Here is a 13829-nt window from a genome sequence, read left to right on the forward strand (position 1 = left end):
AGCAGGATCAAACCAAATGGCAATATTTCCGCGACTCATGAGTGCTCGGTTATATGCGGGCCAATTGGTTGTGCGGTAGATTTTGTGTGTAGGCTTCTTCATTTGAAAATTATATCGCTGAAAAAGCCTTTACAGATAGGTTTGTGCAACAAAGCCCCTTCGAGATAAGAACGACGATCAATTAAGTGAATTGCTTACTTCAGATTTCATAATATCCAAAAACAAAAAACCCCTTACGATTAATGCACGTAAGGGGTTGTTTTATATGGTGGGCCCAGACGGACAACAACCCTCTCCTACCCTATTGTTTTTATTACACTAATTAATATTAAAAAATTACAGGATACAAGCTAGGATACATGATTTAAGTGTTGATTTTTTGATCAATCGAACTTTTTTCACCACCAAACTCCCCTACCACATCGTCAGATTCATTGGATTTTTACAATACAAAGTTTTTTGGTAAAAAAGGAACCAACATCAATGTAATGACAATTATCGATTTTAGTATGCTCTTTTACAATCGTATGACCTAAATAGATTTCATCAATATTTTCCACAGTATCGTAATGTTCTGAATGATTACGGATACGTCCTCTCCCCCAAAGTGCATTGCTATAAGCAGAAGTTACACCAGAGATATTATAGTCGCCTTGACTAATATCTTGCTTAAAGGCATTCCAATTATGTATGTCAATGTCTGCGTGCACCACACCGATCTTTTTATATTCCAATTGAACTTCTATGACTAAAGGCAACTGCTTAAAACGCTCGATAATTTCTAGTCGCTGTGTTTGAGATAACTGATAAAACCATTCACCTCCATTACGTGCATGAATATCTTTTATTTTAGGATCATGAGGTGACTTGATACACATTTCTTCATGATTACCACGCACCGTATAGAACCAAGGTTGGTCTAGTAATGAAATACACGCTAAGTTTTCTTCACCTCGATCTACAAGATCACCCGTACAAATGAGCACATCAATCTGAAAATCAAAATGAATTTTTTGGAGTTCTTGTATCAACAAACTATGGCAGCCATGTAAGTCACCTACCATATAGACACGATTTGCATGATCTGCATTTATTGTATAAATCAAGGAGCCGCTCATTAGTTTAATTATACCTTTCTGCTTTCACTATGATGATCACTTAAAAAGCTTCCAGTCAGTAGTATACGGTCAAAAATATAGTCATAGACAACAGGACTTTCTATATATCATCCAACCAGAGGAACACCATGATCTGACTTTCCATCCCTAGGAAGGGCCTCAGACAAACAAACTGGACATCCCCCTTTAAAACGATTCACTTGCGTTAATTGATGACAATCTTTGTCTCTGTACATTTCAAAATCAGCATGCTCTTCACTGAATGAAATAAGCGTCATAGGTGCTTTAATCACAGGATGCTCGGGTAAACTCTAATTCTACATATAAAACCTAGAACTATTGGCTAATATTTTCCGAGAAAGGTAAGCATCCGGCTAACACAGCCTTACCAAGCGATCCTATAAGCCTTAATTTAGTTCCCACCTAAAAACAAGTGGGGACTTAATCCATGAACATGGATATATATTCAGCAACACCTCCTGTTGCTAAAAAACGCCGAAAATACAGCAAAGAATTCAAACTCAGTATTGTCAATGCCTGCAAAAATCCTAATACCTCGATCGCTTCGGTCGCACTGCAACATAGTATTAATGCCAACCTTGTCAGTCGTTGGATCAGGATCTTCAGCCATCATGAGGGTGCCGTGCAGGATCCTACTCATGTGAATCCAGCATTTATTGCTTTGCCTTACACTGCTGCAATCAGCCAACCTATTGATGAGAGGATCACGTTGTGTATCACCGTGCCTCATACGAATAATGATATTCAGCTAAAATGGCAGACATCAGAAATACCTGCCTTGGCAGAATTACTCAAGGCACTTGCAACATGATCCGCATTGATGAAATCTGGTTGTCTACTCAGCCCATGGACATGCGTGCAGGTATGGATACGACCATGGCTCAGGTGGTGAGAGCCTTTGGCTACATCAAACCGCATTGTGCTTACCTGTTCTGTAATAAACGTGGCCATCGCATGAAAGTGCTGGTACATGATGGATTGGGCATCTGGCTGTGTGCCCGGCGGCTGGAACAGGGCAAATTTCACTGGGCTCAAGTTCACCAAGGTGAAACCGTGGCCCTCAGCCCGGAACAGTTACAGGCACTGATCCAAGGTTTGCCCTGGCAGCGCATTGGACGACAGCAGGTGGTGACGATGCTTTAAACCAGGCTCGACCATTCTGCTATTCTCCAAACGTTCTATTTCATTCTTCTCATGACCTCAGGCATACTGCGGTCATGAATACGCTGCCTGACTTAAGCCAACTGACCCATGAACAACTGCTGGAATTCACCAGGCAGTTGGCGCTGCAGCATCAGTCTCTAGCACAATCAAACCAACAATTGGATGCCAAAGTTCAACATCTTTCTATTCTCAATCAAAAATACGAGCATGAACTGGCGCTGTTTAAAAAGCACAAATTCGCCCAAAAGAATGAACACTTAACGGCAAAACAAATCCATCTCTGGGATGAAGCGGTTGAAGAAGATATTGCCGCGGTTGATCTAGAACTGGAACGGCTAAATGCAGATAAAACCAATGCAGCGACACAGAAAGCCAAAACCAATAAACCTAAACGTCGACCACTGCCAGATCATCTACACACCATCCGTATTGAGCATGAACCTGCATCAACCCAATGTGCTTGTGGCTGCCAACTCCGTCGTATCGGCGAAGATGTCAGTGAAAAACTGCATTTCAGACCGGCACAGTTCTATAAGGAACAGCATGTGCGTGGTAAATGGGTCTGTGATCAGTGTGACACTCTAACTCAGCAAGCGATGCCCGCCTATGTGATTGATAAAGGCATTGCTTCACCTGAATTGCTCAGCCATGTGCTGGTATCGAAGTATGCCGATCATTTGCCGCTGTACCGTCAGCGCCTGATCTATCAGCGGGCTGGCATTGATCTGTCCAGATCCACTTTATCTGACTGGATAGGTCGCTGCGGTGTAGAACTGGAACCTCTGGCCAATGCCTTAAAAGAGGTGGTGCTGCAACAGCGGGTGCTGCATGCAGATGAAACACCGGTCACCATCATGCGGATGGGTGAGAATAATAAAAAACCGAAGAAAGGTTATGTCTGGGCCTATGCCACCACACAGTATAATCCAGTTCAGGCGGTGATCTATGACTTTCAGGATAGTCGTTCAGGCCAGCATGCTGAAGAGTTCTTGAAAGGCTGGCAGGGCTATCTAGTCTGTGATGATTACAGTGGTTATAAAGCACGTTTTAAATCAGGCCAGGTGATTGAGGTGGGGTGCATGGCCCATGCACGTCGTAAATTCCATGAACTGCATGTAACTGGGAAAAGTCAGGTTGCTGAACAGGCCTTAGTGCTGATTCAGAAACTGTATGCGATAGAAGCAGAACTCAGGAAAAAGACCGATGGTACAGCGGAAGACCGCCGCGAATACCGACAACAGCATAGTCAACCAGTGATGCAACAACTATATGAATGGCTCAACCAACATCATCTGACAGTGCCATCGAGTTCTCCCACCGCCAAGGCTATCAATTACACTCTGAAGCGTTGGCCAGCCTTAAGCCGCTATCTGGATGATGGCAATCTACCGATATGCAACAATTGGGTAGAGAATCAGATGCGTCCCTGGGCGTTGGGACGCAAGAACTGGCTGTTTGCAGGTTCGCTGCGCAGTGGTCAGCGAGCGGCAAACATCATGACTTTAATCCAGTCAGCAAAGCTGAATGGCTTGGATCCGTATGCCTATTTAAGTGATGTGCTGAAAAGGTTACCGACACACAAAGTGACCCAAATTGAAGAATTGCTGCCGCACTGCTGGAAACCTAAATCGAATTAAAAAATAGGTATGGGATTCAGCGGACGCTTACCGAGAAAGTTATAGAAAGACTCCAAATACTCAATTGATGAAGGATATCCCCTATAAATTTCTTGTCGATGCAATATGTAATACGATAAGTGCGAAAATTGAAACTTAACTAGTCAAAAAGTACCGTTTAGTACCCTATATCGCACTTACCGTACAGAGAAAATACTATGTAATTTTAAAATTTCGTGGTTCATCCAAATTAAAAAGGCATTACTCGTAGCTTTGTACTTTTTCCATATCTAGACCCAAAACACCTAAGGGTTGTGTGAACCATGCGATATGGATAAATCAATCTCTCGTTTCTATAAAAATACTCTCTGTACACGACAAAAATAGATAACTCATTGAAATAATGTCACAATAATTGTTTTCTAACGACGAATACTATGACACATCTCAATGAGTTATATCTTATCTTAAACAAATATCTAAAATGGAACAAGTCACATTTAAAGTGCTTTGCGCTCATCATGCTTGTGATTATTTTAAAGCAAACATGTAATCTTTCTTCTGCATCTAAAGCCTTGCCCATCAAGTGCTTACCACAATCATTTTATCGACGTATGCAGCGCTTCTTTGCAGGTCAGTATTTCGATTATCGTCAAATTTCTCAGTTGATTTTCAATATATTTTCATTCGACAAAGTGCAACTGACTTTAGATAGAACCAATTGGAAATGGGGAAAACGAAATATTAATATCCTGATGCTCGCGATCGTTTATCGTGGAATAGCGATACCTATCGTTTGGACATTACTTAATAAACGTGGAAATTCAGATACAAAAGAGCGTATTGCTTTGATTCAACGCTTTATCTCCATTTTTGGTAAAGACCGTATTGTGAATGTGTTCGCAGACAGAGAGTTTATCGGTGAGCAGTGGTTTACATGGTTAATTGAACAAGACATCAACTTCTGCATTCGTGTTAAAAAAACTTTATTGTCACCAATCATTTAGGAAAGAATCATAAAATCAGTGATTTATTTCGCCATCTTCAAGTTGGTCAAATTGAATGTCGTAAACGACGGATTTTGGTTGGTCGAGTGAAACTATATATAAGTGCACTACAGTTAGAAAATGGAGAACTTTTACTCGTCGTTTCTCCTCAGTTTAATGCCAATGCTATTCAGGATTATGCATTACGCTGGGAAATTGAAACCTTATTCAGTTGTCTCAAAGGATGCGGGTTTAATCTTGAAAATACTCGTTTAACAGACCCTAGACGAGTCAAGAAATTGATAGCAGTGCTAGCTATCGGTTTCTGTTGGTGCTATTTAACAGGTGAATGGCAACATGATCAAAAAAAAGTGATAAAAATAAAGAAGCATGGACGACTCTCAATGAGTTTATTTCGCTATGGTTTAGACTATGTTCAAATGGCGATTCAGCGTTTAATTGGTTTTGGGAAAAAAGAAGAGTTTAAGGAAATTTTGGCAATTTTAAGAAGGCAGAAGCCTCATAGGATAAGGGTTCTGTGAAATTTGTCGTGTACAGAGAAAAATACTATAAGAAATTCAAAAAATCATTTTCAGGAGAAATAAATCGATTTTCACATTGATAATGCTTAATAACTCGTAAACTGCGCTACTTCAGGTATAAAGAAAATACCTGCCGGATGTTTACATCATCAATCACATATTGCTTTAGCTAAACTTGAACCAATCGTATCAGGAACAATAGCCTCCATTTTCACATAAGGGGCTGTATAGCTATCTATTACCCTAGTGCCTTTATATTTGATCTCAGTTTTGAACCCTAGCAGATCTGCATTACAATTTATGTGTAATAAGGTTTTTGTATGATCACCCATTCCTAACCCATCTTTTGATAGATCATTAATAACTACTTTTTTAACCCAAAACTGAGTCACATTATTGTGTTTAGACAATATAGTTTTAAACTAAACATTAAAGTTCTAAACTGTAACAATATAGTTCTAAACTAGACATTAAAGTTGTAAACCAGATAAACCCAGCTATACTGATTAAAAAGTAGGCTGGGTTTTTCTATGAGTAGAGCACCGAGATTCTTCACACAAGAACAAATTAGCAAAAGAATAAAAAGTGGTCGTGGACAAGGTATGGGAAAAGTGTGGGAGAAACTGGCATTTTAGAGACTCGATTGATCATGTTTAAAGGATAACTTAGTTTGTTGCATGGTTTTGCAAGAGCTGTTGAATAACGGGGTTATTTACCGACAAATCTTGCAACCATTGTGCGATTTCATTTTTAGCTTGATTGGCCCGCTCACCCTCCATCACAAATAAAATTCCTTCCCGTTCAATCCCACCCCGTAGCTCAATACTTTGCATAATTTGGCATCCTTGACAGTACTGGTTGAACTGGGCAAGACTTTGCCCCATGCCATAGCCCGCATTGTTATTGAAAGTCGCAATCATTTTACCGTTTAAATCCGCTTGGTATTGGTTCAGGAAACTTTTGATCGGTGGCGGTAACTGCATATCCCATGTTGGGAATCCAACAAAAATGACATCATATTGCCCAATGTCAGAAATCTGGTTTTTCAGTGGTGGTAAATAGCCATCCTGATTTTCCTGATCAACCTGCCTGACAATGGCTTGATAATTTTCAGGATAAGGTGTCTGCAACTCTAAAGCTACCAAGTCCCCACCGACTTTTTCCTGTACCATCTTGGCAAGTGCTTCGGTATTTTTAGTGCGGGACAGATACACAATCAGGGCTTTAGGATTGTCTGTATTCACGGGTGGATTTGGTGAGGGAGCCATGTTCTGCGCTGTCTGTGAATTTTCCGCGCTCGGACATCCCATCAAGCCCATTGCACAAACAAAGAATAGAATAAAACGCATACTTGCAATCATCTTCCACCCCCTCTTTTAATCCAGTTTATTTTGCTTGAGCCACTGTGAAAGTAGTTCTGCAATCTGCTGATTGTTTAAATCAGAAAACGGAAAATGGGTATTACCGTAAATACCAATATCAGGCAAATGTACTAACTGGGCTTGACCACCATGCTGATTGATTTTATCCACCCATAACTGTGCCATTTTTAGACGTACTCGCCAGTTGTCCTGTCCCGCATTTTGCTTTCCAGCATCGCCATTTTTCTCAGTGGGAATATTATCGCCATAGTAGATAATAATTGGCATCTTGGTCAGCTTCTGGAAATCGGCCATTTTGACTGGGGTTGGTGATAATGTCCCTGTTGCACTTGACATGGGTTCAGGCAGTTCATTTTCAGGAAAAACAAAACCACTGCCAGGTTCATAAGCAACGATGCCTTTGACCTGATTTGATTTTATTGCTGTCCACCAACCTGGCCCTCCGCCCTGTGAATGGGTAATCAGTACCGCATCACCTGATTTTTTCAGGACTTCAACCATCGCATCACTAATCACCTGCTCATCATAGGCCCCTGTATTCGGTGTCATTTGACGGAAATACTGGTTTAATGCGTTTAAGTCTTGTGAAAACTGTACTCCCTTAAACAAGTTAGGATACTGTCCTAAACGAAACATATTGAACCATGCCTGATCATTGGTCGTGGCTGGCACTTCCGCTGCCACAGTCGATTGTCCTGCCTGTCCCCGACGTGGTTGATCGACAACATATACAGGGAAATGTTGGCGCAGGAAAAGTGTCTGGAATCCCTCACGACCATCAGGTGTGGTTCCCCATGTTTTCGCTGATTGTCCCGCACCATGTAAAAAGACCAATGGATAAGCACGTGCATGTTCAGGGATTTGATAAAATACTGAAGCATGATCGCCATGCAGCGTTTGACCTTGTGGATTAAAGAGTTGTTGATCGTCAAACTGTCCTGCACTTTGAATGACTTTTCCCCCTGCGGCAAAATTGCCTTGCTGGGCAATACTTAAAGCCGATGATTGATGTGGATTGACTGAGCAGGCTGACAGCGATGCAGTAATACAGATAGTCAACAGTAGTTTGCTGAAGAGTGCGTTGATATTCATCATTTTTATTGAGTCCCCATTATTGTAGTTGCTTTAAAACACTTTGTGCATTGTTTGCCAGATCACGTCCGACAGCCTGCTGCAAAGTGGCCATGATTTTTTGCATTTGGGTAGTATCCACCCCCAGATTTCGGGTAATTCTTAAATGCGAACGCAGTTGGGCATTGACATCACCCATGGCAGACAATGTACTCACCACTACAATTTCACGTTCCAGAGGCGTCAAGTTGTCCTGACTAAACAAATAGCCAAATAAATGGGCTTTTAAGGCGTAATCCATTGTGGGTGAGAAGTTTTCAACCAGTGGTTTTGAACTTTCCTCAATGGAGGTCTTGTTAAGATCAGCCAACTGTTCTATACCGAGTTGATAGTAGTCAGTATCACGTGGTAACGTGCTTGGCAGTGCACCCTGTATATCCTTGATACCCTGTTTTTGGCGCTCCTCAAGCAGGCTTTTAAATGTCAATGTGCCATTTAAGGCACGAGGAAAACCCGCATAGGCGTATTGATGGGCAAACACTTGCTTGATTTCATTTACTGTTAAACCATTTTCCAATCCTTTGATTAAAGCAGGTTTAAGCTGTTCAATATTGCCTGTGGCATTAAAGGCAGCAATCGGAATCAGGCTGAGTTGTTTTTGGCTCAATGTCACAGATGTACTGGCTTTTGGCTGTGCAGATGCTTTTGGCTCAGTCGGCAAATTCACTTTTTCCAGCCATGTCACGCTCTTACCATCAGTTGCCACAGGCGTAATAGCGATATGCGACATCGCACTATGCTCACTTGCACCATGCCAGTGTTTAACATTGGGTGGACACCAGATCGTATCACCTTTATGAATGGTCTGGATGGGTTTACCCCATTCCTGAGTCCGTCCTTCCCCCTCAGTCACAATCAGGTATTGTCCATGGGGGTGGGTATGCCAGTTGGTGATTGTACCTACTTCAAAATTGACAATGGCAGGTGCAACATCTCCCTGTGAGGGCATGACTGAATAACGGGCAAAGTTTGCTTTGCCTGAAAAATTACTAGCAGGTGCTGACTGAATACTATGTTGATCTGCTTTGGTAATTTGCTGACCCATTTTCTCCTCAGCCCAGACCATACCTGATAGAGAACTCATCACCAATAATGCATTAACCTGATTTTTCATGTTATTTCCTATTATCCCTATTAAAAAATAAGGCAATGATTCAAAAAAGCCATGCAATCATTGCCTCTCATCCAGACCAGCAAGCTTTATTTCAGGTGCTTACCATAAAATGCAGTCAGTTGCTCCATCGCCTGTTTGACATATTCAGGTTTCCAATAGGTTTCAATATGGGTGGCATTTGGAATTTTGAATAAGGTTTTGTCTTTTGTGCCTGTAGCTTTAGCAAAGGCATCTTCGGTCATGTAAAGACTGTCTGCCTTACTGCCTGCAATCATGAGTAACGGCTGATTGATCAATTCGATTTGATCTGTCGCATCCCAGCGCATCAGGTCAAGCAGGCTGCTCATGGTATATTTAAAGGTTGAATTTGGATGGGCATGGGTACGCCAATAGTATTCATATCCCTGACGGTACATCTCAAATGGCAATGCAGCAATTTGCTCATCAGTCATATCGGCATCACCCGCATAAAGGACTTTGCCGCCTGAAACTTCCTGAGCACGAGCATCAGTGGCTTGTTTTAAACGCTGTTGAATAGTATCCAGTTGCGAATCGGCAAAACCATTACGACGCACTCGTCCAGAATTGAACATACTGAGCGTAGCTACCACTTTAAAACGTTTATCTGTTTCTGCCGCTGCCAATGAGTAGCCACCACCGCCACAAATGCCAAGTAAGCCTAAACGGTTATTATCTACTCCAGCATATTGGGTAATAAAGTCCGCCATGCCATGCACATCTTCAATACGGTTTGCAGGTTTATCAACACTGCGAGGCTGACCACCACTCCCCCCCTGATAGGCAGCATCAGCAGTAATGGTGATATATCCCTGTTCAGCCAGACGCTGAGCATATAAGCCTGCAACCTGTTCCTTAACACCGCCATTTGGATGCGCCACCACAACCGCAGGATATTTTTTACTTGGGTCATAATTGGCAGGTGTATAGACATTGGCAACAATATCCAGCCCATTCAGTTTATAAGTCACTGGATGAATATTGACCTGACCTTTGACATTTTCAGTAATCGCACCGCCATAGACCAAGCCAAAAGGATTTTCTTTTTTATCTGCGGCAAAACCCGCACTTGAAGTCGTAATGGCTGCCGACATTAAAACAGTTTGTAAAATTTTCATGTTCGCTCCTGAATTTTAAGTTTAGACATCCATTTTTCGACCAGCCAACCACTCAATCATGGCGGGGTCACGATGCGAGAAAAAGGAACTGGTGGCGGTATCCATTGCTGTGATTTGAGTCATGTCCTCAATCGACAGCTCAAAATCAAAAATATCAATATTTTCCTGCAAACGTTCTTGACGTACTGATTTAGCTAAGGACACAACATTGCGTTGCAGTAACCAGCGTAGTACAACCTGTCCAACGGATTTACCGTATTTCTTGCCAATCTCAATCAGTACAGGCTGGCTGAATAAATTATTTCGTCCTTCTGCAAAAGGTGCCCAAGCTTCTGGTTGAATATCGCGGGACTGCATCCACGGTACGGCATGGAGTTGCTGGTTAAATGGATTCACTTCAACCTGATTCACCGCGGGTTTGAGCTGATTAAATGCCATCAGATCGGCTAAACGATCAGGGTGGAAATTACTCACGCCAATAGCACGGATTTTACCTGCGGCATACAGCTCTTCCATTGCTCGCCATGCCCCGTGTACATCACCAATCGGTTGATGAATCAGATACAGGTCAAGATAATCCAGTTGTAAACGGTTCAGTGAACGCTCAAACTGCGCTTTCGCACCCTCATAACTGGTATCCTGTAACCATAATTTTGTGGTCACAAATAATTCTTCACGTGCAATCTGGCTTTGGCGTAGTGCATTACCGACCTGAGTTTCATTCTGGTAAGAGGCTGCGGTATCAATCAATCGGTAGCCTGCATCAATCGCATGTAAGACTGCCTGTTCACACTCTACGGGGTCGTTCATCTGGAAGACCCCAAAACCAGCGAGGGGCATTTCAATCTCATTGTTTAATCGAACTGTTTTCATTGCTATCTCTCACCACGTACATGCAGGACATCGGTTAAAAAATAACTATACCCTGACAATAAACGATGTATTAGTCAGGCAATTTCGATTACATTTATATTGATTTTTTATTAATTACATTTGATTAACAAAAAGTGATAGTTTGGAGAATACAGTGTCGGAAAATTTAAATGATTTAAAAGTCTTTATAATTGTTGCCCAAACAGGGAATTTTACCAAAGCCGCAGGTCAATTAGGTACATCTCAGTCGGCTCTCAGCTATACCATTAAAATGCTGGAACAGCGTCTCGGGGTCAAACTCTTTCATCGTACAACACGCAGTGTCTCTTTGACACAGGAGGGAGAACAGCTATTCAATGATATTGAACCACTCATTACGGGCATTGAACAAAAGCTAACCCACCTAAACGAATTTAGGGATTCTCCTCATGGAAAATTAAGAATCAATGGGACTGAACTCAGTATCAACTTTTTATTGTGGGATAAATTATCCAGGTTTTCACGTGACCATCCGACTATACAACTGGAACTGACCACAGATTATGCCTTTGCAGATATTGTCAAGGATCGCTATGACATTGGTATTCGTCTGGGCCACTTGGTAGATAAGGACATGATTGCCGTTCAGGTCAGTGATGAAATGCAGATGATTACGGTGGCTTCTCCTGATTATTTAAAGACTTATGGTACACCACAAACTCCTGAAGAATTGCATCAACATCGCTGTATAGGAATGCGTCTACCAACCCACGAACAGATCATGGCATGGGAGTTTAAAGATTTAGAAAAAAATAATGAAGTGATGAATCTTAAGCCTGACTTTGTCATGGTAGTCAGTCATGCACATCTAAAAGTCAAAGCGGCTCTGGATGGACTCGGTATTACCTGGCTCCCCAAAGCAATGGTGCAATCTGAGATACGTAGTGGTAAATTGGTCACAATATTAGAAAATTGGGACATGAAATATTCAGGCTACTATATGTATTACCCAAGTCGACGGGAATCCTCTCCTTTGTTTCGTTTACTCGTGGATGCATTAAAGCTTCAATAGGATTTTTTTTCAAAATTTCATCAAAGCTTTAAACTATCAATGGTTATTGTCATAGCTGAGCACACTAACTCTATCAGTACAAAGTAAAGTTAATAACTTAACCAGAAACTTTGAAAAACCAGATGTATCTATTCGTAGTAGAAGAAGATTTATCTTTAACCGATAAAATTTACTTAGCAAGCCTGTTACGAGAATGCCTGCATGAAGAAGCTGAATATATTGAAAAGATTAATCAAAAAGATATAACCATTACTCCGTATCTAGATTTCACAAGTGAACTTTTACAGCACCTGTTATCTAGAAAGCTTATTATTCCTTATCTTATAAATGATCTTGATCAGTTTATAGAGGAAGAGGATGGCACTATAAATTATTATATTTACTATATAAATTATCAGATCAACATCCAACCCAAGGATGGAGATTACCAAATGATGTTACATCGACTAATGTACCCTCGCTCAGATGAATTTTTAGAAAATCCAAATTTCTGTTATGAGTTCTGGAAGAAGATAGCATTTTATGAAAGTATGCAATATCTCATGTTCAAAATGAAAAGTGTTCGTTATGACTTTTCTCCTGGTCCTAAAACAACTACGGTTTTCCAAAACTTAGTCAATAATTTCTCTGTAGGACAAATTTACAATATTATTTATAGAGCTATTGCAAATAGTACAGAGCAATATCAGTCAGGGAAAATTACAAAAAATCATGCTCAGAACATGGTTATCTCATCATGTGAAGGTCAAGGTGAAAGAGCTATCGCTAACAACTGGAACCTTACAGCTTACTCAAGAATTAAAGACCTACCACAATCCCAAATAAGTAAGATTTTCTTTGATTCAATTCTTCAGATTTCATACCTTGGTTTTTCAGAGAAGCCTACACTCAGTTTATAAATATGAAAGAAATCAACTTAGGTAATAATTTAGTCGAACTGTATGATCAGCCTATTCAAGGACGACTTTTTGTAGTGGGTGATCTGCATGGTTGTTATACATTACTTATGAACAAATTAGATGAATTAAAATTTAACTTTCAGCACGATTTATTGGTCTCCGTGGGAGATTTGGTAGATCGTGGCCAAGAAAATCTTGAGTGCCTAAACCTTATTAATGAGCCTTGGTTTAAAGCAATCCGTGGCAATCATGAGCAAATGTGTATTGAAGCAACCATTGATACAGAAATGAAAGATATGCATTCTTATCATGGTGGGGCTTGGTTATATGAATTGCCAATTCATCAACAACAAACCATTGTTGAGCAATGCCGTAATTTACCAATCATTCTTGAAATCCAGCATAACCAAAAAATTTATGGCTTTGTGCATGCTGATATACATATCAATGACTGGGAGGAATTCAAACGAGAGGTTCTCAAAAATAACTACTTCATTAAAGGTGAACAGTCAGCTATACAAATTGCGCTGTGGCACCGAGGACGTGTTCGATTTAGTAAATATAATCCTGCCTATAAAACTGTGACAGGTATCGACGAGATCTATTTGGGACATACCGTAGTTAAAGAACCTGTTCAGCATCAGAACTGTTTTTTCATTGATACAGGTGCTGTCTTTGGTGGTTCCTTGACAGTTTTAGAAATTTAAAAAGATTTTTCACTCTTAATTAAACTTATGCCATACATTTAATCTCTTTAGAACCCGCTTTATCTTAAAAAACAAGAATATTTAAGAGC

General features: G+C 40.8%; 13 protein-coding genes and 3 pseudogenes. 8 read left to right on the forward strand and 8 right to left on the reverse strand.

Going from position 1 to position 13829, the window contains the following annotated elements; translation table 11 throughout:
- Both F890_RS18510 and F890_RS03060 read right to left on the reverse strand, forming a co-directional pair.
- Positions 1-102 (reverse strand): annotated as a pseudogene (locus tag F890_RS18510) (IS5/IS1182 family transposase); the annotation flags it as partial.
- Positions 103-431: 329 nt separating this feature from the next.
- Entirely contained in the window at positions 432-1118 is a 687-nt protein-coding gene (locus F890_RS03060; protein ID WP_005265677.1) for a metallophosphoesterase, read from the reverse strand.
- 448 nt (positions 1119-1566) lie between these two features.
- Here F890_RS03060 and F890_RS03065 point away from each other — a divergent pair, with 448 nt between their 5' ends.
- The 4 genes from F890_RS03065 (at position 1567) to F890_RS18515 (ending at position 5447) form a co-directional block, all read left to right on the forward strand.
- Complete coding sequence (locus F890_RS03065; RefSeq protein ID WP_001055585.1) at positions 1567-1950, forward strand: transposase; 384 nt, start codon at positions 1567-1569, stop codon at positions 1948-1950.
- Positions 1947-2282 (forward strand): IS66 family insertion sequence element accessory protein TnpB, encoded by a 336-nt coding sequence (gene tnpB, locus F890_RS03070; protein ID WP_000618091.1) that lies wholly within the window; start codon positions 1947-1949, stop codon positions 2280-2282. The genes F890_RS03065 and tnpB overlap by 4 nt, the downstream gene beginning before the upstream one ends.
- Before the next feature lie 74 nt (positions 2283-2356).
- A complete protein-coding gene (locus F890_RS03075; RefSeq protein WP_005080957.1) occupies positions 2357-3940 on the forward strand; it encodes an IS66-like element ISAba25 family transposase in 1584 nt (527 codons plus the stop codon).
- 416 nt (positions 3941-4356) lie between these two features.
- A protein-coding gene (locus F890_RS18515) for an IS4 family transposase (protein WP_122365490.1) occupies positions 4357-5447 on the forward strand; the annotation gives its coding sequence in 2 pieces (ribosomal slippage) (positions 4357-4897 and positions 4897-5447; 1092 coding nt in all).
- Positions 5448-5596: 149 nt separating this feature from the next.
- Here the strand turns inward: F890_RS18515 and F890_RS03090 are convergent.
- Positions 5597-5839 (reverse strand): hypothetical protein, encoded by a 243-nt coding sequence (locus F890_RS03090; protein WP_155756776.1) that lies wholly within the window; start codon positions 5837-5839, stop codon positions 5597-5599.
- A gap of 138 nt (positions 5840-5977) precedes the next feature.
- On the opposite strand from F890_RS03090, the pseudogene F890_RS18980 reads away from it, so the two are divergent.
- Positions 5978-6067: pseudogene (locus F890_RS18980) on the forward strand (heteromeric transposase endonuclease subunit TnsA); the annotation flags it as partial.
- Between the two features lie 45 nt (positions 6068-6112).
- Here F890_RS18980 and F890_RS03095 read toward each other — a convergent pair.
- The 5 genes from F890_RS03095 to F890_RS03115 form a co-directional block, all read right to left on the reverse strand.
- Positions 6113-6808 (reverse strand): flavodoxin family protein, encoded by a 696-nt coding sequence (locus tag F890_RS03095; RefSeq protein ID WP_005265680.1) that lies wholly within the window; start codon positions 6806-6808, stop codon positions 6113-6115.
- Between the two features lie 15 nt (positions 6809-6823).
- On the reverse strand, positions 6824-7924 hold the full coding sequence (locus F890_RS03100; protein WP_005265681.1) for an alpha/beta hydrolase: 1101 nt from the start codon (positions 7922-7924) through the stop codon (positions 6824-6826).
- Positions 7925-7940: 16 nt separating this feature from the next.
- Positions 7941-9074, reverse strand: a complete 1134-nt coding sequence (locus tag F890_RS03105; protein WP_005265682.1) for a cupin domain-containing carboxymuconolactone decarboxylase family protein — start codon at positions 9072-9074, stop codon at positions 7941-7943.
- Positions 9075-9160: 86 nt separating this feature from the next.
- On the reverse strand, positions 9161-10210 hold the full coding sequence (locus tag F890_RS03110; protein WP_005265683.1) for an alpha/beta hydrolase: 1050 nt from the start codon (positions 10208-10210) through the stop codon (positions 9161-9163).
- Between the two features lie 21 nt (positions 10211-10231).
- Positions 10232-11083: an aldo/keto reductase gene (locus tag F890_RS03115; RefSeq protein ID WP_005265684.1), complete on the reverse strand. Its 852-nt coding sequence runs from the start codon at positions 11081-11083 to the stop codon at positions 10232-10234.
- Positions 11084-11237: 154 nt separating this feature from the next.
- Between F890_RS03115 and F890_RS03120 the strand changes: the two genes are divergently transcribed.
- From F890_RS03120 to F890_RS03130, 3 genes and pseudogenes are all read left to right on the forward strand, one after another.
- On the forward strand, positions 11238-12134 hold the full coding sequence (locus F890_RS03120; protein WP_005265686.1) for a LysR family transcriptional regulator: 897 nt from the start codon (positions 11238-11240) through the stop codon (positions 12132-12134).
- A gap of 134 nt (positions 12135-12268) precedes the next feature.
- A pseudogene (locus F890_RS03125) lies at positions 12269-13033 on the forward strand (hypothetical protein); the annotation flags it as partial.
- A 2-nt stretch (positions 13034-13035) separates the two neighbouring features.
- Positions 13036-13740, forward strand: a complete 705-nt coding sequence (locus F890_RS03130) for a metallophosphoesterase (RefSeq protein ID WP_005265689.1) — start codon at positions 13036-13038, stop codon at positions 13738-13740.
- The last annotated feature ends 89 nt before the right edge of the window (positions 13741-13829 follow it).

Source organism: Acinetobacter sp. CIP 64.7, assembly GCF_000369745.1.
Classification (GTDB): Bacteria; Pseudomonadota; Gammaproteobacteria; order Pseudomonadales; family Moraxellaceae; genus Acinetobacter; species Acinetobacter fasciculus.